Raw genomic sequence first — 26087 nt, forward strand, 5'->3', positions numbered from 1 at the left:
AGATATACAGCTTTCACTAAATCCGCTTTTTATCTTCGAGACTCTGATTAATGGTCTTATACCTAAAGTCAAAATAACCCCCTACACATATAATGATTAGCAAGACTCGGTGCTAGAGCGGACGACTGGCTCCACAGAATACAGGAGGAATTATGAAGAAGACAGCTAATAGGCTCACTCCTGAAAGGCCTTCAAGTCACGAAGTCACCATCAGCCAAGTTAATCCATCGCAACACCATAACCTCATCCTAGAGATGAACTCTTATAGAGCAGAGCCTTTGCAACGGGAACTCAAGCAATTAAGAATATTGCTGCTTGTTCCTACAGTGGCAAGTGATAAAATGCCTAATGTACGACTTTTTAAGGATCAACTAAGGCATTTGGTCAAAGAAGTACTTGCTATTAAATTCCAGCATAATCTGGAGGAATATTTAGCCCATTTTCAACCTGATCTAATATTAGCTCTAGGATCGGAGACCCTATTTCCGGAGGAGAACCTCCCTGCTCTGAAAGCTTCCAACGTTCCCAAAGCGGTATGGATGGCAGATGCCGCTTGTCTTACTCCAACAGAACGTAATCTGGCATTGTTGTTCGATTATATTTTCACACAGAACATAGCTAATCTGATCTATTATCAGGGTTTATGGGGCAAACATTCCAGCTTTCTCCCATATGCTGCGGATACGGATCTCTATTATCCAAGACGTGTGGAGGACTGTTATCAGAGTGACGTACTCATTCTTGGCGATTTTCAAATCGATAGTGTGCTTTACACGTTGGCGTATTCAGACCTACTTCAAGGCCTTAAGGTAATGATCGCCGGGCGTGGTTGGGAACCCCCCAGAAATTTCATTGATATCACCCATAGTAAAGATATGTCCAGCTATTATAATGGAGCAAAAATCGTCATCAATTGCACTGGTTCTGTGCAGCAGATTATGGAGGTCACCGCTTGCGGTGTATTTCAGTTAGTGGAGGATCATCCCCATCTTCATAATTACCGAATTGCAGAAGAAGATCTCATTCGTTTCCAGAACTTCAAAGAGCTCTCCGATAGCTTTAAGCACTATTTTTCACATAGTGAAGAAAGAAGAATTTCTGCCTCTCGTGCCCTAAAGGAACTTAAATATAACCATTCTTATATCCAGCAAGGAAAGTTACTGCTGAGAAAAATATTCAAGGAACCATAGGGGGTGACCTGACTTGAAATGCATTGCTTTTGTATTGCCTCAGTTTCATCAGATCTCAGAGAACGATTCCTGGTGGGGTGAGGGTTTTACAGAATGGACAAATGTCAGGAAGGCTGCAGCCCTTTATCCTGAACATGATCAGCCCAAGAAGCCATTAAATAATTACTACTATGATTTAACGGATCCTAAAGTGAAACAATGGCAGGCAGAGACGGCAAGGGCTCATGGCATTTACGGTTTTTGTTATTATCACTATTGGTTTAATGGCAGGCGGCTACTGGAACAACCGGTTCAGCAGATTCTTGCGAGCAAAGAGCCTGACTTCCCCTTTTGCCTTTCTTGGGCTAACGAACCCTGGACACGTAGCTGGGATGGTACCGAAGAGGATGTCCTGATGCCACAGGAATACGGAGAAGAACGGGATTGGCGAATGCACTTTTTTGCTTTGCTGGAAGCCTTCAAAGATGATCGTTATATCCGGGTGGAGGATAAGCCTGTCTTTATCATTTATCGGTCTGCTAGTATCCCGCACTGTGAAGAAATGCTTCAATATTGGCGCGAATTGGCTCTGCAGAACGGACTTAAAGGACTTCATCTGGTCCGGACACTGGGCGGTTTCCCCCTAAAGAAAGAGCAAGGATTCGATGCCAGTCTGGAATTTGAGCCGCATTACACATTCGCACATGGCGGAGTTAAGCATTTATGGAGCTCAAAGCAGGTGGAGGATCAGAGGCATATCGTAATTGATTATGATGAGTTATGGGAATCCATGTTGGAGCGGACACCCCATAGAGACGGAGAGATCATATATCCGGGAGCCTTTGTCAACTGGGATAACACACCACGTAAAGGCCCTGCCGGACAAAGCACCTTAGGCGCTAATCCTCAAAAATTCGGCCAATACCTTTCACGACAAATTGAGCGCGCCAAAAAAATGTTCAAAAGTGAATATATTTATATCAACGCCTGGAATGAATGGGCTGAAGGGGCCTACCTAGAACCGGATGTACGTTATCAATATCAATACTTGCAAGCCGTTAAGGAAGCCTTACAGTTTCATCACAAAGAAGATCCTTCTTAGCCGTAGCGCCAGAAGGATCTTTTTCATTTTATGTTATCTTTCAGATGACTGCACTTTGGCACTTCTTGCACTCACCAATCTCCAGCCAGTTAATAAAGCAGCCACTAGACATATCGATGCCGAGGTTACAAACACTACATGCATGCCCTCGATAAATAACTCTGGCCGACCAGGAACTAGCCCTGTCACCCTATAGCCGGCTTTACTGCTCATCACTTGAAAAAGTATTGTAGTAGCAATTGTTATGCCGACAACCATACCAACATTACGAACTAACGAATTGACACTACCCGCAGAACCAAGCTGTGTTCTTGGTACCTTAGACATGACAAGCGAATTGTTCGGCGATTGAAATAGACCACTTCCTATCCCCAGCATAGCGATCCACACACCTACCAGCACAACAGAGCTTCCTACATGAAGCTGTGCTAATCCGAACTGCGCAATAACCATGACCACCAGCCCTGCAAAAGTCAAAAATTCCGAGCCTATTTTATCCGATAGCGCTCCACTCATTGGAGCCACGACTACCATACATATCGGCAGCAGCATTAACAAAAAGCCTGCATAGAATGGCGATAAATTAAGCATGTTCTGTGCATAAAACGGCGCGATAATATTGAAGCAGAAATTCGCTGTAAATACGAGAAAACCACATAAGATACTTAAAGAAAACAACGGATTCTTAAATAATGACAGCTGCAACAGCGGTTCTTTTCTGCGAAGCTCCATCCATATGAAAGCAACGAAGCTGACTACAGCAACAATTATTGATGTAACAATTAAGCTGTTACCATATCCAAGCTGTTGACCTAGTAATAATCCTGCGAACAAAGTAATAATAAAGACAGCGAACAGTAAACTGCCCGGCACATCAATCGAAGATTTCACTCTCGTTAAATCCTTAGGCAATACCTTCCAGCCAAAAAATATAGCGATCAGGCCAATAGGGACGTTTACCCAAAAGATATACTCCCAGCCTAAGGTGGAAACCATAATCCCGCCTAGACTTGGACCAGCTATACTTCCCAGAGACACGAATGTACCAATGAAACCAAGGGCTTTGCCACGCTCCGTGGCAGGAAAGATATCCGTAACAATTCCCTGACTGTTCGCCATGGTCATCGAAGCACCTAAGGCTTGAACAACGCGTGAAGCAATTAAGGCTGGTAAGCTTACACTAAGCCCACACAGCATAGATCCAATAACAAATACAATCGTGCCAATCTTAAAAATTCGAATCTTTCCTACGATATCTCCAAGCTTGCCGAAGAAAAGGATCGCCGCACAGATCGCCATTAAATATCCTGTTGTTACCCATTCGATTTGCGCCATGGGCAGCTTCAGTTGTTTGGATAGCTCAGGCAGAGCAATATTGACAATACTACCATCAAGGGTGGACATGAACGTAAAAATATTCAGAACAATTAAGATCATCCAGCGTTTCTTCTGAATTTCTTTATCCTCCTGATAGGTTGCACTTACAGAACTCATAACTAACACCTCATTAAATATTAATAATCACTGTTTAGTTGCGCACGCAACCAAACTCACCATACCCAGTGTACAACAATTTAGTTGCGTGCGCAACGACTTTATTGTACACTTTATTTCAAGGCAACAAATGAGCGAACATATAACCCAAAGAGGTGTCTATATTGGCAAGAGAGCCTATCGGGAAGCTAATTTCCCATCTTCACCGTCAAAATCAAAAGAAACTGGTTAAGCAATTTGTCCCCTATGGAATCGGTAGTGGTGGACAGCATAGCTTTCTTAAATTGATTCTTTCTCGGCCAGGCATTACTCAGGATCAGTTAACTGCCGAATTGAAGTTCGATAAAGCAACTACAGCACGTTCTGTGAAGCAATTAGAGAATTCGGGATATATCGAGCGCAAAGACGATCCTAATGATCGACGCTCTCACCTTCTATATCCTACCCCAAAAGCCATTGATTTCTTCCCAGTTTTACAGTCCATCTTAGATGAATTTAATAAAAGCCTTGTTGGCCATTTAACCGATGAAGAAGTAGAGCAACTACATTTCCTGCTGCAAAAAATCAGCAAAAACGAAGAATAGAACATAAGAAAAAGGATGTCCCACAGCCATTAGGCTGTTGAGACATCCCACGTTTACTTTTGCTTTACGAGCTCAGTAACTTCTTCCGTAATCTCTTCTCCGCCCATACTCTTCCATTTAGCTACAAACGCATCAAAATCACTAAGCGGTGAATCACCCACAATGATATTTAAGAACGTCTCATTCTCCAGATTCTGCAGTTCCGGCCATTTAGTCTTCATAAGCCGGGTGTTCCCATAAAAGACCCCACGCACTCCCTCTATAGCAGTTGAGGTTAACACAGCTACTCCATATTTATACGCATTCGCTGCTTTCCAGCCTTCAAGATCTTTTTTGGGCTGCTCTGTTTCCGCTACCCATTGATCATAAATGAGCCGGGTATCAGAATTTAATGTATCCGGGTCTATCTTTCCGTGCAAAGCCTGCTGGATATCAGCATAATGTTTCTCAATCGCATCCCTATAATCTATCAGAAGATCGAACGGATAATAAGCACGCAGCTGAATGCCTGTCTGCGCAGAGAAATCACCCAGCTTTTTTACCTCCTCTTGATTAGGATCCTGTCTTCTTTCGAGTCTTGTAAACACGTTTAATTGCTTGATTACAGCCTCAGGATGTTCAAACCCTTTACGCACAACAAGATATCGATCTGTTACCGGCGCTAAATGAGCGACAAACTTACCGGAATCGTCAACTGGAGCTGCATATGCTCTCCATTCTGCCTTCGTATCCAAAGCCACTGCCTCTGATAAAGGATAATAAGGCATCCACCAAGGACCAAAAAACATCCCGGATTTACCTGTAATAATAGGCTCCTGAGTTTCCTTATATAGTGCAAAGTCCGGATCCAGCAACCCGCGTTTATACCAATCAGCAAGTTTAGCAAGCGCTTGTTTGGTCTCTGGTGTAATAGAGCCATACACGATATTGCCGTTGTTATCCTTAATCCAATTCGTGGGGAAAGCGTGAAATGCACTAAACACAGCATCCAGACCATTAACTAATGGTTTAGTTCCATATACGATATTTTTGTAGCCGCTTAGACCGACGGTATCTCTTTTTCCATTTCCATCAGGGTCTTTTTCAATAAAAGCTTTGGCAAGTTTTTCGATGTCTTCAAAAGTTTGAGGAGGCCGCAGCTCCAGCTTCTCCAGCCAATCCTGACGTACCCAGAGCAGCACGGGAGAGTCAGCATCAATAGCTACATTCGGTAATCCATATAGTTTACCATCGCGGGAAGCGTCCTCTAATGCCTCACCCTTTGTAGAATTGTACATATCCTTGATAAGTTCAGATCCATATATTTTATAAGTCTCTGTCAAATCTTCAATCATATCATTATCAATTAATTTCTTCAGTTGATCACGATCCACAACCATGGCATCAGGCAAATCGTTGCTATCAATGGCAAGCTGTACCTTTTGCGTAAAAGCATCCTCACCCTTCGCTTCCCAGGAGTGAACCACTTTGATATTCGTAATGCTCTCTAAATAACGGGTGATTGGATTGTTATCGTTGCTGTCACCTGTATTAAGCCGCGAGTCGGGAACCTTAAACCCTACTCGGATCACAATCGGATCCTCATATTTGCTATAAGCGATAGAAGTAGCTTCATCCCCTGCCTGAGGGCTTGCAACCGAATCTACAGTACCGATATTGTCACGACATGATGTCATTCCAATGACCAGACACACTAGGAGGATAGATTTCCAAAATTTCATATTTGGTTTTTCCCCTCCGCACGGAATTCACTTGGTAATTTACCAATACGTTCTCTGAACAATCTGCTAAAATAACGATCATCCTCAAAACCGGACCGCGAAGCAATCTCACAGACGGGAAGCGTAGTCTCCAGCAGCAGTGATTTGGCAAGCTCCAGCCGCATTCCCCGTAAACATTCACCAAATGTCTCTCCGGCAAAACGAGCGAAACATTGGCTGAAATAACCACGGCTCATATTAATGACGGCTGCTACGTCGCTCTGATTGATTTTGTCACCTGCATGGCTCTGCATATAACGAACTGCACGAATAAGACAGGACATAACCTCTTTAGTTAATCCAAGTTCCAGCATTCTTCGTCCCACATGATCAGAAAATCGCCGCAGCCAGTTCTTCCAATGGCACCAGTTCAGATTATGGGAGATGTCCCTTTCCAGTTGAGCAGCATCTTCAGGCTTTAAAAGTAAAGAGCTCCAGCTTTGTATTAGAGAGTGTGCAAACGCCAGAAACTGATCAGAACGGGGTTTCTGCTGAAGTATGTTTGCTACAAACTTCTCCCACTCATTTCCATCAATTGTCCACTTTAGATTCTGTGCTTGCTCCAGCAGATTATCCGCCTCTTGTTTTGAATAGGGAGCCGCTGGTTCCTTCTTTATGTCTTCATATTTCAATGAGGTCAAATCCTCAGGTTCAGGATGATAAAATAGAATACGGCGTAATTTCGCAGTGAGCTGTTCCTCCAGTTCCTGCAAGGGTTGATCTCTCAATCCACTGATCAGCGCGGTCTGCCATCGTCCGGATAGCTGGATCTTAAGCTCACGTTTGCTCTCATCTATTGAGAAACGATGTAATAAGGGCGACATCCACATCTCATGAAAAGTAATGAGCGGATTATTTTTCACGCTGGACAGCTGAAATAATTCTTCTTCATTGCATTGATGATTTAGGGGCAAATACAGCAGAGCCTTATCAGCAGCCATACGTTTACTTTCCCCACGAACCAGAGCATCCCGTGTATTGTCCTCCCATTTAATACGATCGACAAGACGTCTGATGGTTTCATCCGCATTTTCCATCTCAAGCAGTGTTTTTACAATATAGTCAACGGCTCCTAAACGCATAGCCTCCTGAACATAGTCAAATTCATGATGACAAGTAAGGACAACACAGCGAATGCCTGCGAACCGTTGTCTAACCATTTTAATAAGCTCGAAGCCTGAAATGCCTGGCATGGTCAAATCCACAAATAATAAATCTACTTCCTGCTGTTGAAGCAGCTCCAAAGCAGATTTACCATCACCTGCCTCCCCAACTATAACAATCCCTAAGGATGACCAGTCGATCAGGGAAATGAAGCCTTTTCGCACGAGTCTCTCGTCATCGACAACTACAGCCTTAATCATCGAAGTCCTCCTTACCTTTCCTCGGAATCACAATGGATACAACCGTACCTTCTCCTGGCTTACTGAACATCTCTAGCTTCATTTGTTCTCCATAATAGGTTCTAAGCATCCGGTTCACATATGAAAAACCAATTCCAAGTCCCCGTTTTTTCGCTCCATCATCAGACAACAGCTGATCTAATGTATCTGCATCCATCCCAGCGCCATTGTCTCTCACACATAGCTGAACCTCTCCTTCACCATGTTTCGTTATCTCAACATCTACCTTGCCATTATCGCTTAATCCATGATAAATCGAGTTCTCCACCAGAGGCTGAAGCAGAAATCTCGGGACTGCCACAGACAATACATCCTCATCAGCTTCAACGTTAAATTCAAATTCATAATCATAACGAATACGCTGCAGCTCCATATAATTTCGAATCGCTTCAATTTCCTCGCCAATGGTAACAATGATGCTTTGCTTGCCCAGATTATAATGCAGCACCTTTACAAGAAGAGTGACCAGCTTGTCGATCTCCTTCTGGCCGTTTAACCGGGCCATCCACTGTACCGTATTTAAGGTATTATGCAAAAAATGAGGATTGATCTGGCTGAGCAACTTCTCAATCTCAAATTGGCTTTTCTGTTTCTCATTATGGGCAACCGCAACAATCAGCTCATTCACCTGTTTTTTCATCTGCTGAAAGTTGGTAAGCACGAAATCAAATTCTTCCACATTCGTATAGGCTACCGGAGCGGTAACATTTTCCGCCATTCGGTTGATTTCAAGGTTGACCTTACGCAACGGACCATAAATTTTCCTCCAGATGATCCAAGCCAGAAATCCGGCAAAAAGAAGGGTGGAGAAGGCAAGTAAGATCATTTTATAAAACCAAGAATAAATTTCACTGTTGAATTCTGATTTTTTCACAACAGCAATAAGTTTCCAGCCCTGAGGACTCGCGTAACGAAAAAGATGATATCCGCTTAGCGTTTCATGGGTGAGATTGGAGTTGCTTCCCGCAGCTTTAATAATACTTAGCGGAAGTTTGCCATCGATCACTTTTGTACTATTACCTTGCTGATTGACCAGCAGATGATTTACTTTCATCCCGTAGGACTCCTGATTGAAGATTTTGCGAAACAAACTATAATTCGTCTCCAAATAAATATAAAGCTTATGCTGACCCGGCACACGGACAATCCGCTGCTCCGAGAATACGAGATTATCACCAACAGCGTACATAGTAGGATGTGGTCCATAATAGTCAGCCCCGTTATATCGCATAAAAGACGGCAATGTACTGATATCAAAATTTCTGCGTGCGCTCATGTTGGTGAACAGAACGGGATCATCGCTGTCCGGCATAATGTAGGCTGTAAGTCCAATATAAGGGTTCGTAAAATTGACTAGATTGATCTTCTGGTTGATGGAATTCATCATTTGCGATTTGCGAAAAATTTGTTTTTCCTGAATAAATGAGGACATCTCCTGCACAATCTGACCGTCCAGAGCAAACTGTTTGGAGGCAAAATCCATATTGTCGATGGCATTCTCCAGGCTTGAGGCTTCCTGTCTCAGACTAGCGCTGATCCCGTTGCCAATTTTACCTGAAAGGATGGAGTAAATAGAGGTGTAGGTTACGAATCCTACTAAGAGAAGCGGAAGTAGTGTTCCGATTACTAGATAGATAAATAAGGTATTACGTAAGGATTTGACAGCTGGAGTATGACTCCGCAGGGGTACTCTTACCATCTGGATTATCCTCTTCTTTCTATCTGAAAGCGTTTTATATTAATGTGAGAATACCACATTTATCCTTAATTGAATAGAATAAGGCAGAACAGCCTCCACGCCGCCCCGCCTTATTTTATAGTTACTAGCCGTGTTTATTTAACGCTTTTACGAGCCTCGAACAATTCCTCAGCCTTTTTAATCGAGAAATCCATAACTTCGGAATACCCAAGACCATTTACCTTATCATGCATTTCTTTATTCAATTTATCGTATTCCGCTTGATCTTTAGCAAAGACCATTTTCCAGGAAATCTGTTGAATAACCGTACCGATTTGTTTATTCTTTTGTTCCACTGTTTTATCCATGGTTAATGGCTCTTTGCCAGTGAAGCCTTGTGGTGCTACAGCCAATAGATTGTTTTTCTCAAAATACTCCTTAGGAGTCAGAACGCCCATTTTCGCTCTCCAGTCACTATCAAGCTTGGATGGGTTACGCTCTAGGGTTGTTGTCCACAGATTATGATCGAATGGCTCACTATTCTCTGGATTCACCATCGCCGGAACCACAAACGAGAAGTTCATTTGATTGGAGCCATAGTAGTAGTCACCACCGCCGTATTCAGCAGGAACTTGAGTATTCTGTTGATCAGTATAAGCTTTCCAACCAAAATCAGTCACTGCAGGTTTGCCGTTTGCATCAATATCCCAAGTCAGACCTTGAGGTCCGTTTGGTACTGCTGTACCACTTCCTGCAGAAATCATTGCACCTTCCGGTGTGTACATCCAGTTAATGAATTCCATAATTCTAGCAGGCTCCTTAGCTTTTGCGCCGATTGCAATAATACCGTTACCACCGTAAACATTGAAGCCTGTGGAATACATCAATTCATCTTTGAACGGAACCAGCGCAAAACCTTTACCTTCGGCTGTTCTTTCTGGTGTATTGTAGTTAGCAGCTCCAAGCCATGGGAACCAAGAGAACAATAGACGACCATCTTTGTATTTCGCAACAACATCGTCAAATTTTTGCGTCATAGAGTCCGGATCAACCAGCCCCATCTGGTTAGCTTCAAAATACAGTTTGAGCGATTTCATGTACCAGCTATCTTCGGATAAGAAGTCATAATACTTTTCTTCATCTGCCTTAACATACACAGCAGTATCAGGAATTTCGTCATAGCCCATCATGTTTGCGAACTGTTTAGCCAATGTCATTTTATAGTTGCCATCCCAATCAGACCACATCGAGAAAGCATAGGTTTTTTTGCCTTGTTCATTCTTAGGCTCGAGCTCTTGCATTTTTTTCAGCACAGGCAGATAATCTTCAATCTTTGTAATTTCTGGCGCTCCAATTTGTTGGTAAAGATCAAAGCGCAGGTCTGGACCCCAAGTCATATCTTTTCCTTCAGAAGGTCCGGATGGGTTAGAAGCTACGCTGTTCCCCATACCAAAGACTGATGATCCACCGCCAAAAGCTACCTTTGCTTTCTCAATAGCTTTTGGAAAAGTGCTGGAAATGTCTTTTCCGTATTTGTCCAAAAGACCGTCCTGTGTCCAGTCCAAGAGCAGCTTTCCTTTGATGGCGTTTGGATAGTGGTTCTTGTCGTCACCGAAAATGATGATATCTCCAAGATCTCCGGAAGCCATCATTGCAGAGATTTTGGTATCTCCACCAGTCAGGTTTGAAGCTACAATGTCCATTTCGATGTTGAACTTATCCTTGATGATTTTTGCAAACCATCCGGTCTGTGGACCGGCATAGTTAGCGGTTGTTGAGAATACAGTCAGCTTCAGCGGCTTGGAATGATCAAGCGCTCCGTCATCCGGTGCTGCTGTCTCTTCCGCCGGGGCATTCGTGGCAGCCGACGTAGGTTTCTCTGTGCTCGTGTTTTTGCCCGAGTTAGCCGCATTATTCCCCCCGCCACATGCTGCAAGAACGAAGACCAGAATTACGGATAGCATGACAAGCGATGCTCTTCTTAATCTCATTGCTTTATACCCTCCCTTTCATCTCTTCACTTATAGTTCAACTCTGCTTATAACAGAGGAAAACCCAGTTCTAGTCCAGAGCGGCCACCCATCAGCCTTTAACCGCACCGATCATAATTCCTTTGACGAAAAAGCGTTGGAAGAACGGATACACGATCAAAATCGGCAATACGACGATCATCGTTACAGTCATCCGCACAGAGGTTGGAGTCTGCATATTCGCTGCACTAGCGGCCATATCTGGCGAATTACGAATTAAGGCTGCGAGCGAACTGGATTCGTTCAAATAACGCCATAATAAGAACTGGAGCGTAAAGTATTTCGTATCTGTCATCAGAAACGCCGTATCAATAAAGGCATTCCACTGATTCACCGCTGAGAAAATCGTAATCGTAGCCAAGATAGGTGTTGTAAGAGGAACAATGATACTCCAGAACACCCGGAAGTAACCTGCTCCATCCATTGACGCTGACTCCTCAAGTGAGGGCGGAATTGCCTCGACGAAGGTTTTGACCAAAATGATATTAAAAGGAGTAATAATGGTTGGCAAAATATAAGCCAGATAATTATTAGTCAGATGCAAGTTATGCATGGTGATATACCATGGGATCAGCCCTGCGCTGAAATACATCGTAACTACAACACTGCGGTACCAAATACTCCGGCCCCACATTTCCTTTTTGGTGAACAAGTACCCAAGAAATGCCGAAGATCCAACGGTGAGCAAAGTACCAACAACTGTTCTATAAATAGAGACTGTAGCCGCATGACCTAAACCACTGATTCTTAGAACCTTACTATAGTTATCAAAATGGATCTGCCTTGGATAAAATTTGATGTACCCTGCTGCGCTAAGATCATTCGAACTGATCGTATTAATGAACAAATAGTAGAATGGATAAATGCATGACAGGGTGAACAATCCAAAGAGTGTGTAGATAATAATTTGAAAGATTAATTCTCCAGAAGTTAGTTTTTTCTTTCTCAAATGGGATCACCCCTGCCTTAAATGATAGATTCGTCACGCACCATCTTGGATAATGTGTTTGCTGCGAACAGTAGAATTACACTGACAACCGACTTCAGCATACTGACAGCTGTGGCAAACGGAAAGTTGTTAGCGAACGCAATATTGTATACATAAAGATCCAGCACTTCTATGGAATCTTTATTCATCGCATTTTGAAAGGCAAAGTACTGCTCCATCCCGTTATTGACTAAGTTACCTATGGAGAGCAGCAGTAGGACAAAGAAGGTTGGGATAAGACCCGGAATGGTAATATGCCAGATTTTACGGAACCGGCTTGCACCATCCACCTCTACGGCTTCATACAACTCCTGATCAATGCCTGCGATTGCAGCAAGATAGAGAATGGCACCCCAGCCTAACGATTTCCACCAATACCAAATGATCATAGTGACCCAAATATTTGAGCTGGAGGCTAAAAAGTTATAACCCTCATCAACGATTCCAAGCTGCACTAAAATGTGTGTGATGACCCCGTTATCAACGGAAAACAACGAGAAGGCCAATGCATATACCAGAATCCAGCTGATAAAGTTCGGAATCGTGGTTAGCGTCTGCACCATCTTGCGATACCAGCCTGACTTAATTTCGGTCAGGAAAATCGCAAAGATCACTGGAAATATCGAGGTGATTAGTCCAAGTGAACTCATGGCAAGAGTGTTCTTCAGCACGCGCACAACCTCTGCGGTCTGTGTTGGATTGGATACAATCGTCTTGAACCATTTCAACCCGACATATGGCGTGTCAGACAACGGTATTCCGGGAATGAAATCATAAAATGCATAAATCCATCCGCTGATCGGCAGATAATAGAAAATAAAGGTGACAACAAGAAACGGAAAAGCCATGAAGAACAACTTATGCTTGTTCTTCATCTTCCAGCGGGATCGATGAACCGGATCGACGCTGGGAAGTAATTCACCAGAAGGTACCCCCATGTCGGAATCTCCTATACCCAGATTTTGATTACGTTTTCATAGTATCAGAACCTTTACGTATGACGAGATAGATCACAGAACGGCCTCACTGGAGAACCGTCTGATGCTTGTGAACCAAATTCGCATCTATTTCGACCATTTTCTACCTAATCGCTGTGGGTCTAGTGATGGAGAGCATACATGCCTTTGGGCTTATAAAAAGCGGCAGGATGACGGAGATTCCCGTCATCCTGCCGCTGAAAGAGATGGTTTGCCAAGGAGCGCTTGGGATCTATGGGCAACTAGACTCTCCTCGTTCACTACATCAACTATGGTGCGCTATGTTCTCTTCATCTGCTACATCATCTACGGTGCGCTTTGTTCTCTTCATCTGCTACATCAACTACGGTGCGCTTTGTCCTCTTCGTCCGCTACATCAACTATGGTGCGCTTTGTCCTCTTCGTCCGCTACATCAACTATGGTGCGCTTTGTCCTCTTCATTAGTTATGGTCTTTCACGCTTCATAGTTTTGGCATCGGACCCAGATGCACTTATTTCCGGAATTCAGCGCTTTTCATCGTGCTATCGGACTCAGGTGCAGCTATTCACACAAATATAGTCCAAATATGAGCAAATTCATGCCGATAAGAGCTATACAGTCCGAAACTACGGCAAAGTAGCTCAAAAATCAGCAATAGTGACTATACGGTCCGCAACACACTTCATGCAGCTAAATCAGGAACTCTTCTAACGAGAATACATCGCATTCCCTCATACTGTCTGACTCATTCTTGGATCCATCACATTTGCTCACGCTATCGGACACAGGTGCACTTATTTCCAGGATTCAGCGCTTTTCATCTTACTATCGGACTCAGGTGCAGCTATTCACTCAAATATAGTCCAAATACGAGCATATGCATGCCGATAAGAGCTATACAGTCCGAAACTACGGCAAAGTAGCTCAAAAATCAGCAATAGCGACTATACGGTCCGCAACACACTTCATGCAGCGAAATCAGGCACGCTTCTATCGAGAATACATCGCATTCCCTCATACTGTCGGACTCATTCTTGGATCCATCACATTTGCTCACGCTATCGGACCCAGATGCACTTATTTCCGGAATTCAGCGCTTTTCATCGTACTATCGGACTCAGGTGCAGCTATTCACTCAAATATAGTCCAAATACGAGCATATGAATGCCGATAAGAGCTATACAGTCCGTAACTATGGCTAAGTAGCTCAACAATCAGCAATAGCGACTATACGGTCCCCAACACACTTCATGCAGCGAAATCAGGCACGCTTCTATCGAGAATACATCGCATTCCCTCATACTGTCTGACTCATTCTTGGATCCATCACATTTGCTCACGCTTTCGGACTCAGGTGCACTTATTTCCGGAATTCAACACTTTTTCTCGTGCTGTCGGACTCAGGTGCAGCTATTCACACAAATATAGTCCAACTGCGAGCAAATCCGTGGCAATAAGAGCTATACAGTCCGAAACTACGGCAAAGTAGCTCAGAAATCAGCAATAGCGACTATACGGTCCGCAACACACTTCATGCAGCAAAATCAGGCACTCTTCTCTCGAGAATTCATCGCATTTGCTAATACTGTCTGACTCATTCTTGGATCCATCACATTTGCTCACGCTATCGGACTCAGGTGCACTTATTTCCGGAATTCAACACATTTTCTCGTGCTATCGGACTCAGGTGCAGCTATCCACACAAATATAGCCCAAATACGAGCATATGCATGCCGATAAGAGCTATACAGTCCGAAACTACGGCAAAGTAGCTCAAAAATCAGCAATAGCGACTATACGGTCCGCAACACTCCACGCATCATTCTCAGGCGCACTTCTATCGAGAATTCAGCGCACTCCCTCATGCAGTCTGACTCATTCTTGAATTCATCGCATTCCCACCTGCTGTCTGACTCATTCTTGAATCCATCGCATTCCCTCATCCTATCGGACTCAGATGCTCTTATTTCCAGAATTCATCGCATTTACTCAACCTTCGAACTCAGCTCCCTTACTTCGAGGGTTCATGCTCATTTGTACTCCCAACCACACATAAAAAGCAGCCTCTCAAATGAGGAGCTGCTCCATCACTTTACAACCCTAGTTTGTTTACAACCAATTCAATGCATTCCGCATAATGCGCACTATTTTCCGCTCGTCATTCGAATGCCCGCGCCTTCCGCCATTGCCTAATGCCCGGGCGCCTGATCTTTCCCCTCCGCGGAGGCATCCATTTTCTGGCGCCCCATAAAAAAGGAGGCCAGCAAAGCTAACGCAGCAGGAATAACCGCCCAAGCGAAGGTGTTCGCAATGGAAGAGGAAAGTCCCTCTGTAATTTTGCTCAAAATTTCCGGTGGAATCAGTGCTCTAGTCTCAGGCGACAGCAGGGAATGCGGATCTTTAAAATCCATAACCCCAGCAGCCCCCGCAGAAGCAGCTCCTCCTCCATTTGCTGTGAGCAACTTAGTTAGACTGCCCGAGAAATAATGGCTTTGAATAATGCCAAATGTGGTTATTCCGATGGTCATGCCAAGCGAACGAATGAAATTCAGTGTTGCGCTGGCGGAGCCGCGTTGCTGCGCAGTCAGACCATGAATGGCTGCCGTGCTTAACACAGAGAAGGAAGCGCCAATGCCTAATCCGATTAAAATCATATACAAGGTAACCAAAAGACGTGAAGCTTCCGGAGTAAGCGTTGCTACCAGTCCTGTGCCGATCACCAAAAGTACAAACGTAGGAATCAGCAGATTGCGGTAACTGGTTTTTGCCATCAGGAATCCTCCCGTTGTGGCGGTAATTACTGAGCCGACCATCATCGGCAGCAGGACAAGTCCTGAATTGGTAGCCGAACCCCCTAATACACCTTGGATAAAGATCGGGATATATACGGAAGCCACGATAAATGCAGCACCACTAAATAGCGCGCACAGAATGCTGACGGCGTACAGTCTTTTTTTGAATAACGCAAAGGAAATGATCGGCTCTTTCGCTCTCGTCTCTACAAAAAGGAACACTGCCGCCAATATAGCAAAAGCTGCAAATAAGCCGAGGATCATCGATGAGCCCCAAGCGTATTCTTTTCCACCCAGCTCCAACGCAAACATTAAGCAGATGACAGAGCCCAGCAATGTGCCCGCACCCAGCCAATCAATAGGTTGTTTGGAATGCTCATGTGACTCTTTATAAAAGAAAACGATCATCACAAAAGCCAACAGTCCAAGCGGTAAGTTAATATAAAATATCCACTGCCAAGCAATATGATCGGTGATATACGCGCCTAGCAATGGACCAAAAATACTCGATAATCCAAATACCGCACCAAATGCACCGCCCAGCTTGCCCCGTGTCTCCAGCGGTACGGCGTCGAACATTATGGCAAAAGCAATCGGCACTAGCGCGCCGCCTCCAATTCCCTGAATCGCCCGATAAGCAGCCAGCTGAGTAATCGTATCTGCCGTCCCGCAAAGCGCTGAACCCGCCATAAATACAATAATCCCAAAAACAAAAAACTTTTTACGCCCATACATATCAGACAGCTTGCCAAAGATAGGCATCCCCGCCATCTCAGCTACGAGATAAGCTGATGTTACCCAGACAAATTTGTCCATACCGCCTAGTTCCCCAACAATATTGCCCATTGCTGTAGCAACGATGGTGCTGTCCATGGAGGCCATCAGTATTCCTAACAGCAGACCTGCGATTACAATGCCCAGATTGGGCGCTTTGGCAGCACTCATTTATTCCACTCCCCATTGTCAAAAGATCTATAACTATCTGTTACAGCTTCACTTGATGCCTCACTATTGCATTCTTGTGAATCTCCAAAGCACTACGGTATTCCACAGTATCAATCTCACAGTCCACACCGATGATTACCCGATCTCCTCTGACAATATTTGCTTTTGTATTATTCAGCTCTATCGTATCGCCTTCAATGAGCCCAGCCTCAAAAAGCACTTTAGGATTCTGCTTCATCAAATGCAGGAATTTTCCGGTCTTGCTTTTTTTGATCGTTAAAGCACTGCCTCCAACCTCTTTCGCTCTACTTAGACCATATAAATTGATCTCCAGTTGCTCCGCACTTAGCAGTCCTGCCACATTGAGAGCGCCCGAAATACGCAGATGTTCACCTTCACAATCACCATTAACCTCCAAATTACCGTTAAGATGAATATCGTCGATTTTTACGGAGGCTGCTTTAATTTCACCCTGACCCCGCAAGGCATCCCCTTCAAGATTACCCATAAGTGTCATTTCGCCAGTTATTTTCATTTTGGTCATTAGCAGGTTTCCATCTACCCTGGCATTTCCAGTCAGGCTCAACTTCTCACAATCTACATCCCCTGCAAAATGACCTTCCCCAGTAACCTTAATATCCCGAAAAAAGCCTCCCGCTGAGGTCGTTGTGCCCATTATTTTCAAATTACTCCGAATTGTTTCTTCAGTCACCGATCTTCTCCACCTTTCCAACCTTTGCTTCAGGATGTACTGTAATCTGATCACGATACTCTATCCGTTCGACAGTACAGCCTGGACCTACAATCACAATATTGCCCCTGATAACATCAGCCGTTGTATATTCCAAATCAATAAAATCTCCTTCAATAGTCCGAGCCCGCAGCTCCGATCTTAATTTAGGGATGATTCCACTTAACATTTTGCTCCAGACTCCACTATTCGTTTGCCGGATCACTAGACTCTCCACACCAATTTCATGCGCCTTTCCCTGCCCTTGCAGTTTGAAGTCTACATGTCCTGCACTAAGTAAACCTCCGACACTAAAGCTTCCTTCCCCCGCAAAATCCTCAAGCTCACAATCACCCTTGATATTCAGCATTCCATGAAGTGTGCAGCTTTCTCCCCGAATGCTCTCCCCGACAGTAATCATTCCGTCCACTTTTAGGGAGTTAAAACGCAAATGGCCCAGCACTTTCATCGTTCCATTGCATTCCGCTTCTTCCGCCGAGAGATCATTCTTCAAATTCATATGCCCGTTTCCTTTAAAAATTCGCGTCACGATGGATCCCGTTACTTTGCCTACACCATCGATTCGCACGCTGTTATAAGTACCTCCGGCCCCCCCGCTGACTCCGTTTATAATCAGATCCGGCAGCTCTCGTTTGTCCATTACACTAACCCCCTATTCAACAAGCTTAAAAGCAAGCTTACCTTTCAATTGTTCTATTACATCTGCACTTAGTATTTTACTGACCAGCTTTACCCCTTCATCGAACCATAACTCCGCTGGTGCCTGAGCCAGAATAAAGGATGACACCCCCATTTTGCGGATAAAAAATAACTCCCAGCTGCCACTCTCAAGATTGGAGGCTTTATCCATTAAGGTTCGAAACAGCAGCTCTGCTTCCTCCATACTCATCTCCCCTGCACTAAGCAGGCGATCTACAGCCAATAAATAAGTGAGTTGATCGAAGCTATATCCATTCTTGACACCGAGCCTCTCTCCAAATTTCCCCAGCGTCATCGACGAAACAATGTTACGTTCTATAATTTCCGCAGCAGATACACTTACTCTGTCAAAAGAAGCCTTATCTGATAGCTTATCAGCCATTTCATCCAAAGAAAGTCCATCTTTCATATTCACAATATTATCGATACGGGACAAAATCATGTCTTTTGGAAAAAAAGTCTCCTGTCCAGTAAACGTAGATTTACGGATAAACCATTCCTCTGGAATCAACTGCTTCCGCTTCCAGCGGTACAATTGCCCATAAGATATACCGGTTAAATCCAATAGCTGCTTCTTTGAGATCAAATCCTCTTCCATGCTTATCACTCCTTGAAGCCATCGTAACATAACACTGTTACGTTGTAAAACCAATAAATTAAACTCCCCTCATACCTACCTACGCTAGTAACCATCGTGTCCTAACGTCTCCCCCAAAGATTTTAAAGCATACCTTAAGAGCAGACCTCCGTCTTGAGAAGGATTTAACGGTCATTCACTATTTTTTCCACAACAAAAGACTGCCCCCGCCGCTATAAATAGCAGCATGGAACAGCCTTCTCTTAGAATGATTTTTACGATCTGCTAATCTTACTGAACAAAAGTATAATGTGCTGAATCATATTGCGGGCCGGATTTTTCGTAAGTGAACCAGTACTCAATACTGCTGCCAGCGCTTAATCCACTCACCGTCTGCTTCCATGTTCCTGAGTTATTAGTCATCCTGTAATTAAGCTGGGAACCCCCATTAATCTTGTAATGCACATCTACATAAAGGGCACTGGTTACAGGTGTAATATAGATACTCGCCTCTGTAGCAGAAAGTCTCGTTACCCCTGCTGTAAAGTCAGCCGTCACATGATCACCGCCTCCGCTGCCTCCAGTGGGATTAGTAGTAACTGTTGCGGTATTACTAGCGGAGGATAAATTACCTGCTGCATCCGTGGCTTTTACTGTAAACGTATAGGCTGTGCTTGGAGTAAGTCCACTAACAGTAGCTGTAGTTCCCCCCACAGTGGACACCTGCTGTGTTCCGCGATAAACAATATAACCTGTAACGCCAACATTATCGGTAGAAGCGGACCAGCTTAAGCTAACTCCTGTATCCGTCTTACTGGTTACCGTTAGATTAACGGGAGCGGTTGGCGCGGTTGTATCCCCAGTATTACCACCACCCGTCAAATATTGACCTGTGAATGGATTAAACCGGTGCAGGGACATTATTAACCAACCTGTGCTGGAAACACAGTTTTGCTGCGCCATCACCCAATAACTGTTGCTGGACCCTTTCAGCGAGTAGGGAATACCCCCAAGCGAAGCACCGCTTGTGCCTTGTTTTTTAATAATCTCTGTATTAATAGCGTCTGCCTTTGAGGCATTGCCTTGCAGATAATAAGCGAGCGACATGAATGCGCTTCCTTCAAACCATACGTCAGCACCCGTATTGCCAATTTGATTTCCGTTATCGTCATACGCTGGCAATACTTCATCTGTCCAGTCAAAATCATATCCGGTGAGCGTATTCCCAGCATCATTGTAAGTAAGCGTCTGCTTGTAACGCGGATTCGCAAGTGTTCCCGGGGTGCCGGAGGCATTTTCCACATAGGTTAAGCTTGCGCCGTAGTTATGTGTTCCGGATACGCCTAAAGCTAATACTCCCCAAGGATTCACGTCTAAAGGTATTTTGGGGTCGATCAGATTTGTATCGTTTTTCCAGCCCCCCTTGAAACGTTTGACTGTGTCATCCCACACATAATTATCCAGGAAGGTTTTGACTCCAGAAGCCGCACTGTTATAAGTGGCTGCCTTTGAGGAATCCACCGAAGCATAATACTGCAATACCCGGTAAATATCGATATTGTGCTCGGTTGAGCTCCAAGGCTCATCGGAATTACTCCAACCACTCCATCCCCCTGCGATACTGCCATTAGCCTTTTTATACTGTAAACTCCAATCTAGTGCTTTGAGCGCCATTGGACGATACCGTGAATCATTATATTGCTTCTCATAAGCCATAGCAGCCATTGCCATCCATACAACGGGTCCCACATGTTTACGGATTTCTTCTCCGAAGCCGTTGTTATACCAATAAGAATTCAGCCAGAAGCCTGATGGATCTTGAATGTCCCGCATTTTGTTCAAAACCTGCTCTGCCCGCGTCCGTTCACCCTTTACAATAAAGGCGATAGCTGCAACCGCTTGATCATATGTGTATACAATCTGTTTGGGGTTGTTTGGTCCCCAGAAATCTTCAAAGCTATCTACCAGTCCCTCAAAAGCATACCCCGCTGTTGCATCCTGCTGGGCCTTCAGCCAGATTAAAGCACGATTTGAAGCGTCACTTGCAGCATCTGCATTCGCTTTTCCACCAAAGGGTAGAGCTACCCCAAGCACCAGCAAACTTGTCATTAAGATCGAAAACAGCTTCCTCATCTTCATAACTTTCCTCCTCTTAATCATGATGAACTAGGCAATAAGAGTTCTTTGAAGCATAAAAACTAAAGCGTTTTCAAACAGCAACAACAGGGACTTTTGAATATTTTACCATGGTAATTGTCCTCATTTTCAGGCTTAGAAACCCGTTCGTCAACGATTTTATGTAAATTTTTAACTAAATGAGGCGAAACAACCAAAATTGCCATTTGAGAAATCATACGAAAGACCAGCATCATTTTTATGAATTCATATTTATGAAGACAAAACAAAAAGAGCAGACAGCTCCTTTATAAGGATTCTATCTGCTCTTTACTATTTATCTCTATACTATTCTGCTTTATCTTCGCCAGCAGTTTCAGCTACAGCGGGTTCAGCAGTATCTTCTTCTGTTGGCTCTTGCGCTGCTGGAGGTGAAATACGGACAATCAATGTGTCCTCAGGCGTCAATACTTCCCAGCCTTCATGCTTCGGCAAATCAGATACCAGCAATTGATCACCAATATCTAGTCCACTGATATCCACTTCAAAGGATGCAGCTATTTTATCTGGAAGTGTGCGAATATCCAGCTCATGCAATTCAATTTGTTGCACGCCGCCGCTCTTCACACCTACTGGTTCACCTGTAAAGTGGAACGCTACTTTTGTATCCAATTTGGCCTTCATATCAATCTGCTGAAAATCAATGTGCAGCAGTTGTTTGGAAATGGGCTGACGTTGGATTTCTTGAATAACCACGTTCTTTTTGCCCGAGTCTGGCAATTCCAAAGTAAGAACAGCCCGTGGGTTGCTGGCTAAAATACCTGAAATTGTCTTAGCATCCGCTGTAAAGGACTGGCTATCTGAACCTGCACCGTACACGACTACCGGTACAAAGCCTTTTCTGCGCTGTGAAGAAGTGGAGCCGGATCTTTCTGTCAAACGTACTGTTGTATTCACGATGATTCCTCCTAAGTAGGGATTTTATACTAGACCGATTAGATATGTACGCCTAACCTAACCACTCTCTAATTACCCCATTGACCTGGCTTTGAAACCTCTCACGACTTTTGAGCCCAGGCAAAAATAAGGTCAAATTGTATTATTATACAATTCAACATTAATTATTCATGTCTTAGGAGTAAATCATTGCTATATTTGTGACAACTATTAAACTAAATGACAAGCTACAAAATGGTTACTGCCAACATCACGAAATACCGGGATTTCAGATCTACAAACCTCTTGCGCAAAGGGACAACGGGTATGGAATTTACAGCCAGAAGGCGGGTTTACCGGACTCGGAATATCTCCCTTAAGTACAATTCTTTCCCTTTTCAGCTTTGGAATAGGAATCGGAACAGCCGACAGCAGCGCTTTGGTATACGGGTGGAGCGGATTCTTAAACAGTTCATCTCTTGAAGCCGTCTCCATCATAGAGCCCAGGTACATGACACCGATTCTTGAACACAAATGCTCCACAACACTCAAGTCATGGGAGATAAACAAATACGTTAACCCTCGACTCTGCTGGAGCTTACTGAATAAATTAATAATCTGTGCTTGGATGGAAACATCCAGTGCTGAAACTGGTTCGTCTGCAATGATCAGCTCAGGATTCAAAACAAGCGCACGGGCGATCCCGATCCGCTGCCGCTGCCCCCCGGAGAATTCATGCGGAAAGCGATCAATATGATAAGAAGATAACCCGCAAGCCGCTAGCGCTTCAAGCACCAGATCTCGCACCTCGGATCTTGAGCATAAACCATGATCCAGTAAAGCTTCACCAATGGCATCACCTATACGAACCCGTGGGTTAAGTGAGCTATAAGGATCTTGGAAGATCAACTGCATTTGGGGTCTAATATTGCGCAATTCAGCGGGCGACAGGGAGTGAATGTCTATCCCTTTGAACTTGATCTCACCTGCCGTTTTATCCGTTAGCCGTAAAATCGTCCGTCCGACTGTACTTTTGCCGCTCCCAGATTCCCCTACAAGCCCAAACGTTTCCCCAGGTTGAAGTGTGATGCTAATATCGTCAACAGCCTTTACATGCCCAACGGTTCGGTTAAGGAGCCCCTTAGTAACAGGAAAATATTTCTTTAAATGATTGACCTCAAGCAGTGCTTCAGGCATGAACAACCGCCTCCTCATACAACCAGCAAGCTACCTTTTGTCTGCTGGCCACCTCTTTAAGCTGGGGCTGCTGGCTGACACATACAGGCATGCAATGCTCACAGCGGTCATGAAAATAACAAGAGGGCACCAGCTCAAGCGGATTTGGCACTTGACCTGGTATGGAATACAGCTCATCCTGTCGCTGATTGATTACCGGCTTCGATTTGAGCAGCCCTTTTGTATAGGGATGTTTGGGGTTGTTGAACAATTCAACAACTTCCCCCTCCTCCACAATCTTTCCGGAATACATAACAATCACATAATCGGCCATCTCTGCCACTACGCCAAGATCATGGGTGATTAGTAGAATGGACATGCCCGAGCTATCTTTAATTTCACGCAGCATATCCAGAATTTGCGCTTGAATCGTTACATCCAGCGCCGTAGTCGGTTCATCAGCAATCAATAGCTTTGGACTGCAGGCAATGGCAATAGCAATCATAATCCGCTGCAGCATACCTCCACTTAATTCATGCGGGTAACTATCAGCAATTTGCTCTGGTCGTGATATGCCTACCTGCTTAATCAGTTCAATCGCCCGGATGCGCGCCTGTTTCTTGTTCATCTTCAAATGTACAATCAGCGGCTCCATGATTTGCTCACCGATCTTGATTACAGGATTAAGGGAGGACATGGGCTCCTGAAAGATCATCGCGATCTCATTCCCGCGGATGGTCCGCAGTGTGTTTTTGTCCATTTTCAACAAATCTTCACCCTGAAAATCAATTTTCCCTTGGGCTACCTTGCCCCCGGGTTCCTCAACAAGCCCCATGATGGACATCGCGGTCACGCTTTTGCCGCAGCCTGATTCTCCAACGATACATACCGTCTCTCCCTCGCGAACACGGAAGCTTACATCATCAACGGCTTTCACTTTTCCTTCTTCCGTGAAGAAGTATGTACTTAGACCGTCTATATTCATTAAATCACTCATCTGAGGGTCACCTACCTCTTCTGTTTAGGATCAAGCACGTCCCGGAGTCCGTCCCCAAAGATATTGATCGCGATCACTGTCGCAAAAATCGATAACCCTGGTGGAATCCACAGCCACGGCCGATCCTGAAAGTCGATCATATTATTCGCAGCATCAATCATATTGCCCCAGGTTGGAGTTGGCGGCATAACACCTAGCCCAAAAAAGCTGAGAACCGATTCACTCAATATAGCGCCACCGATGTTAAGGGTAGCCATAACGATCAGCAACGGAACGATATTCGGCAGCAAATGATTAAATAATTTACGCCGGTCACGGAGGCCTAATACTACCGCCGCCTGCATAAACTCACGTTCACGCAGACTAAGCATTTGCCCCCGTACCATACGTGCCATACCCGGCCAGCTAACAATACTAAGCATCAGCATAACGATATACATCCGATAATCCGTTGGAATCTTCCACTCCGATAATAACGCACCAAAAATAAAGAGCAGTGGCAGACTCGGAACCGTCAACAGAAGATCCGCAATCCGCATTATGATTTGATCAGCAATACCGCGGTAATACCCAGCAATAGCCCCCAGAAGAGCACCGATAAACACCGAAAGAACCATTGATGCTAGTCCCACAGTCAGTGAAATGCGCCCCGCCTGCATTACCCGGGTCAGAATATCTCTGCCCAATGCATCAGTGCCCAGCCAATGCTTCATATTGGGTGCCTTGTTCATCATGGCCATATTAATTTTGTTATCCGTATAGGGTGAGAACAGCGGACCAATAAAACAAAGCGCAAACATAAAGATCACCACCACAAATCCGGATACCGCCAGCTTGTTCTTCAGCAACCTCCGCATAGATTGCCGGAATAAAGAGGATTTTCCTTTGGTGGTCTGCGGCTTCGCGATCCCAGCTACATTACTTTGAACTGCCACGTCAGCTTCCTCCTCTCTATAGCCGAACTCTAGGATCGGCAATCCGGTACAAAACATCCGAAAGCAACGTTCCTATGACGGTAAGTATGGCAATAAACATCGTAAAGCCCATCAGCAAAGGATAATCCCTTAGTCCGAAGGACTGCATATACAGTTGGCCAATCCCAGGCCAATTGAATATTTTCTCAATAATAAGTGATCCGCCAAATAGTGCCGGAAGCTCAAAACCAACCAGTGTAATTGCGGGCAGCAAGGCATTACGTAAGGCGTGTGTAAAGAGCACCTTGCGTTCTTTTAGGCCTTTGGCGCGTGCCGTACGGATATAATCCTGTTTTAAGACATCGATCATATTGCTGCGGAAATAACGGGTGAGCGAACCTAATCCCAGAAGGGTCATAACCACAACCGGAAGGGTCATGTGCGTTACGATCTCCTTAAAGTAAGCCAAACCCGTAGCATTACTACCCGTGGTGATTATTCCACCTGGAGGCAGCCACTTGAGATCGACGGCCAGGATTTTGATCAGGAATAAGCCTATAAAAAATGACGGCAGCGACATGGCTGCGAATATAGCGATCATCACGAGTGTATCAAACCATGAATATTGCTTATAGGCAGAGATGACGCCAATAATGACCGCAATCACCCACGTCAGAAACGTAGATACGGCAGCCAGCAGAAAGGAATTCCAAATATAATCATTAAAAAGCTGCAGCACAGGCTTTTGTTGGGCTAAGGAATACCCGAAATCACCATGCAGCGCATTCTTCATCCAGATCCCATACCGTTCAAGCACAGGCTTATTTAAGCCGTAGATTTCACGCAGCTCAGCTTTGCGTTCAGCGGTCAATTTAATATTTCCGGTTATGAAGTCACCGGGAGTTGAAGCATACAAACAGAAGATCAATAATGATGCCGCAAATAAGATGATGACCATGTACAACAGTCTTTTCGATAAATAAGCGCTCATGACAGACTCCTTATGATTCGTCCCCTGC

General features: G+C 44.5%; 20 protein-coding genes. 3 read left to right on the forward strand and 17 right to left on the reverse strand.

The annotated features are described in order from the left end of the window. Window positions 1-152: 152 nt before the first annotated feature. Both MHH46_RS20710 and MHH46_RS20715 read left to right on the forward strand, forming a co-directional pair. Window positions 153-1190: a glycosyltransferase gene (locus MHH46_RS20710; protein WP_076190514.1), complete on the forward strand. Its 1038-nt coding sequence runs from the start codon at window positions 153-155 to the stop codon at window positions 1188-1190. A gap of 13 nt (window positions 1191-1203) precedes the next feature. After that, on the forward strand, window positions 1204-2271 hold the full coding sequence (locus tag MHH46_RS20715; RefSeq protein WP_076190512.1) for a glycoside hydrolase family 99-like domain-containing protein: 1068 nt from the start codon (window positions 1204-1206) through the stop codon (window positions 2269-2271). 33 nt (window positions 2272-2304) lie between these two features. Here MHH46_RS20715 and MHH46_RS20720 read toward each other — a convergent pair whose 3' ends face one another. Beyond that, window positions 2305-3765: an MFS transporter gene (locus MHH46_RS20720; RefSeq protein ID WP_076190510.1), complete on the reverse strand. Its 1461-nt coding sequence runs from the start codon at window positions 3763-3765 to the stop codon at window positions 2305-2307. A gap of 164 nt (window positions 3766-3929) precedes the next feature. On the opposite strand from MHH46_RS20720, the gene MHH46_RS20725 reads away from it, so the two are divergent. Then, complete coding sequence (locus MHH46_RS20725) at window positions 3930-4349, forward strand: MarR family winged helix-turn-helix transcriptional regulator (protein WP_076130769.1); 420 nt, start codon at window positions 3930-3932, stop codon at window positions 4347-4349. A gap of 53 nt (window positions 4350-4402) precedes the next feature. On the opposite strand, the gene MHH46_RS20730 is transcribed toward MHH46_RS20725, so the two are convergent. From MHH46_RS20730 to MHH46_RS20805, 16 genes are all read right to left on the reverse strand, one after another. Further along, window positions 4403-6070, reverse strand: coding sequence for an extracellular solute-binding protein (locus tag MHH46_RS20730; RefSeq protein ID WP_076190507.1), 1668 nt, complete (start codon window positions 6068-6070; stop codon window positions 4403-4405). Beyond that, complete coding sequence (locus MHH46_RS20735; RefSeq protein WP_076190505.1) at window positions 6067-7473, reverse strand: response regulator; 1407 nt, start codon at window positions 7471-7473, stop codon at window positions 6067-6069. The genes MHH46_RS20730 and MHH46_RS20735 overlap by 4 nt, the downstream gene beginning before the upstream one ends. Beyond that, the gene (locus MHH46_RS20740) at window positions 7466-9211 is read right to left on the reverse strand and encodes a sensor histidine kinase (protein ID WP_076130772.1); all 1746 of its coding nucleotides are present in this window, start codon (window positions 9209-9211) and stop codon (window positions 7466-7468) included. The genes MHH46_RS20735 and MHH46_RS20740 overlap by 8 nt, the downstream gene beginning before the upstream one ends. Window positions 9212-9345: 134 nt before the next feature. After that, the gene (locus MHH46_RS20745) at window positions 9346-11181 is read right to left on the reverse strand and encodes an ABC transporter substrate-binding protein (RefSeq protein WP_076190503.1); all 1836 of its coding nucleotides are present in this window, start codon (window positions 11179-11181) and stop codon (window positions 9346-9348) included. A 91-nt stretch (window positions 11182-11272) separates the two neighbouring features. Next, on the reverse strand, window positions 11273-12169 hold the full coding sequence (locus MHH46_RS20750) for a carbohydrate ABC transporter permease (RefSeq protein ID WP_036685756.1): 897 nt from the start codon (window positions 12167-12169) through the stop codon (window positions 11273-11275). A 17-nt stretch (window positions 12170-12186) separates the two neighbouring features. Then, complete coding sequence (locus MHH46_RS20755; RefSeq protein ID WP_076130774.1) at window positions 12187-13146, reverse strand: sugar ABC transporter permease; 960 nt, start codon at window positions 13144-13146, stop codon at window positions 12187-12189. A 2209-nt stretch (window positions 13147-15355) separates the two neighbouring features. Beyond that, entirely contained in the window at window positions 15356-16903 is a 1548-nt protein-coding gene (locus tag MHH46_RS20760; RefSeq protein WP_076192153.1) for an MDR family MFS transporter, read from the reverse strand. Between the two features lie 40 nt (window positions 16904-16943). Then, window positions 16944-17615 (reverse strand): hypothetical protein, encoded by a 672-nt coding sequence (locus tag MHH46_RS20765; RefSeq protein WP_076187581.1) that lies wholly within the window; start codon window positions 17613-17615, stop codon window positions 16944-16946. Further along, window positions 17608-18294 carry a hypothetical protein gene (locus MHH46_RS20770; RefSeq protein ID WP_076192155.1) on the reverse strand — a complete coding sequence of 229 codons (687 nt, stop codon included), beginning with the start codon at window positions 18292-18294 and terminating at the stop codon, window positions 17608-17610. The genes MHH46_RS20765 and MHH46_RS20770 overlap by 8 nt, the downstream gene beginning before the upstream one ends. 12 nt (window positions 18295-18306) lie before the next feature. Continuing rightward, a complete protein-coding gene (locus MHH46_RS20775; protein ID WP_076192157.1) occupies window positions 18307-18951 on the reverse strand; it encodes a YhbD family protein in 645 nt (214 codons plus the stop codon). Between the two features lie 270 nt (window positions 18952-19221). Next, window positions 19222-21069 (reverse strand): fibronectin type III domain-containing protein, encoded by a 1848-nt coding sequence (locus tag MHH46_RS20780; RefSeq protein ID WP_081386409.1) that lies wholly within the window; start codon window positions 21067-21069, stop codon window positions 19222-19224. 324 nt (window positions 21070-21393) lie between these two features. Next, window positions 21394-22002, reverse strand: coding sequence for a 50S ribosomal protein L25 (locus MHH46_RS20785; RefSeq protein ID WP_076130800.1), 609 nt, complete (start codon window positions 22000-22002; stop codon window positions 21394-21396). Between the two features lie 210 nt (window positions 22003-22212). After that, entirely contained in the window at window positions 22213-23178 is a 966-nt protein-coding gene (locus MHH46_RS20790; RefSeq protein WP_036685744.1) for an ABC transporter ATP-binding protein, read from the reverse strand. Further along, the gene (locus MHH46_RS20795; protein ID WP_076130798.1) at window positions 23171-24154 is read right to left on the reverse strand and encodes an ABC transporter ATP-binding protein; all 984 of its coding nucleotides are present in this window, start codon (window positions 24152-24154) and stop codon (window positions 23171-23173) included. Before MHH46_RS20795 ends, MHH46_RS20790 begins: the two co-directional genes overlap by 8 nt. A gap of 11 nt (window positions 24155-24165) precedes the next feature. After that, on the reverse strand, window positions 24166-25089 hold the full coding sequence (gene opp4C / locus MHH46_RS20800; RefSeq protein ID WP_036685740.1) for an oligopeptide ABC transporter permease: 924 nt from the start codon (window positions 25087-25089) through the stop codon (window positions 24166-24168). Between the two features lie 16 nt (window positions 25090-25105). Continuing rightward, window positions 25106-26059 carry an ABC transporter permease gene (locus MHH46_RS20805; RefSeq protein WP_076130810.1) on the reverse strand — a complete coding sequence of 318 codons (954 nt, stop codon included), beginning with the start codon at window positions 26057-26059 and terminating at the stop codon, window positions 25106-25108. Between the last annotated feature and the right edge of the window lie 28 nt (window positions 26060-26087).

The organism is Paenibacillus sp. FSL H8-0175 (genome assembly GCF_045040615.1).
Classification (GTDB): domain Bacteria; phylum Bacillota; class Bacilli; order Paenibacillales; family Paenibacillaceae; genus Paenibacillus_AQ; species Paenibacillus_AQ odorifer.

Bases quoted from the DNA above. Each gene is read 5' to 3' on its own strand.
- MHH46_RS20740 (WP_076130772.1), bottom strand. From the start codon at position 9,211: ATGGTAAGAGTACCCCTGCGGAGTCATACTCCAGCTGTCAAATCCTTA.
- MHH46_RS20760 (WP_076192153.1), bottom strand. From the start codon at position 16,903: ATGAGTGCTGCCAAAGCGCCCAATCTGGGCATTGTAATCGCAGGTCTG.
- MHH46_RS20790 (WP_036685744.1), bottom strand. From the start codon at position 23,178: ATGCCTGAAGCACTGCTTGAGGTCAATCATTTAAAGAAATATTTTCCT.
- MHH46_RS20775 (WP_076192157.1), bottom strand. From the start codon at position 18,951: ATGGAAGAGGATTTGATCTCAAAGAAGCAGCTATTGGATTTAACCGGT.
- MHH46_RS20755 (WP_076130774.1), bottom strand. From the start codon at position 13,146: ATGGGGGTACCTTCTGGTGAATTACTTCCCAGCGTCGATCCGGTTCAT.
- MHH46_RS20770 (WP_076192155.1), bottom strand. From the start codon at position 18,294: ATGGACAAACGAGAGCTGCCGGATCTGATTATAAACGGAGTCAGCGGG.
- MHH46_RS20745 (WP_076190503.1), bottom strand. From the start codon at position 11,181: ATGAGATTAAGAAGAGCATCGCTTGTCATGCTATCCGTAATTCTGGTC.
- MHH46_RS20710 (WP_076190514.1), top strand. From the start codon at position 153: ATGAAGAAGACAGCTAATAGGCTCACTCCTGAAAGGCCTTCAAGTCAC.
- MHH46_RS20735 (WP_076190505.1), bottom strand. From the start codon at position 7,473: ATGATTAAGGCTGTAGTTGTCGATGACGAGAGACTCGTGCGAAAAGGC.
- MHH46_RS20720 (WP_076190510.1), bottom strand. From the start codon at position 3,765: ATGAGTTCTGTAAGTGCAACCTATCAGGAGGATAAAGAAATTCAGAAG.
- MHH46_RS20730 (WP_076190507.1), bottom strand. From the start codon at position 6,070: ATGAAATTTTGGAAATCTATCCTCCTAGTGTGTCTGGTCATTGGAATG.
- MHH46_RS20805 (WP_076130810.1), bottom strand. From the start codon at position 26,059: ATGAGCGCTTATTTATCGAAAAGACTGTTGTACATGGTCATCATCTTA.
- MHH46_RS20780 (WP_081386409.1), bottom strand. From the start codon at position 21,069: ATGAAGATGAGGAAGCTGTTTTCGATCTTAATGACAAGTTTGCTGGTG.
- MHH46_RS20795 (WP_076130798.1), bottom strand. From the start codon at position 24,154: ATGAGTGATTTAATGAATATAGACGGTCTAAGTACATACTTCTTCACG.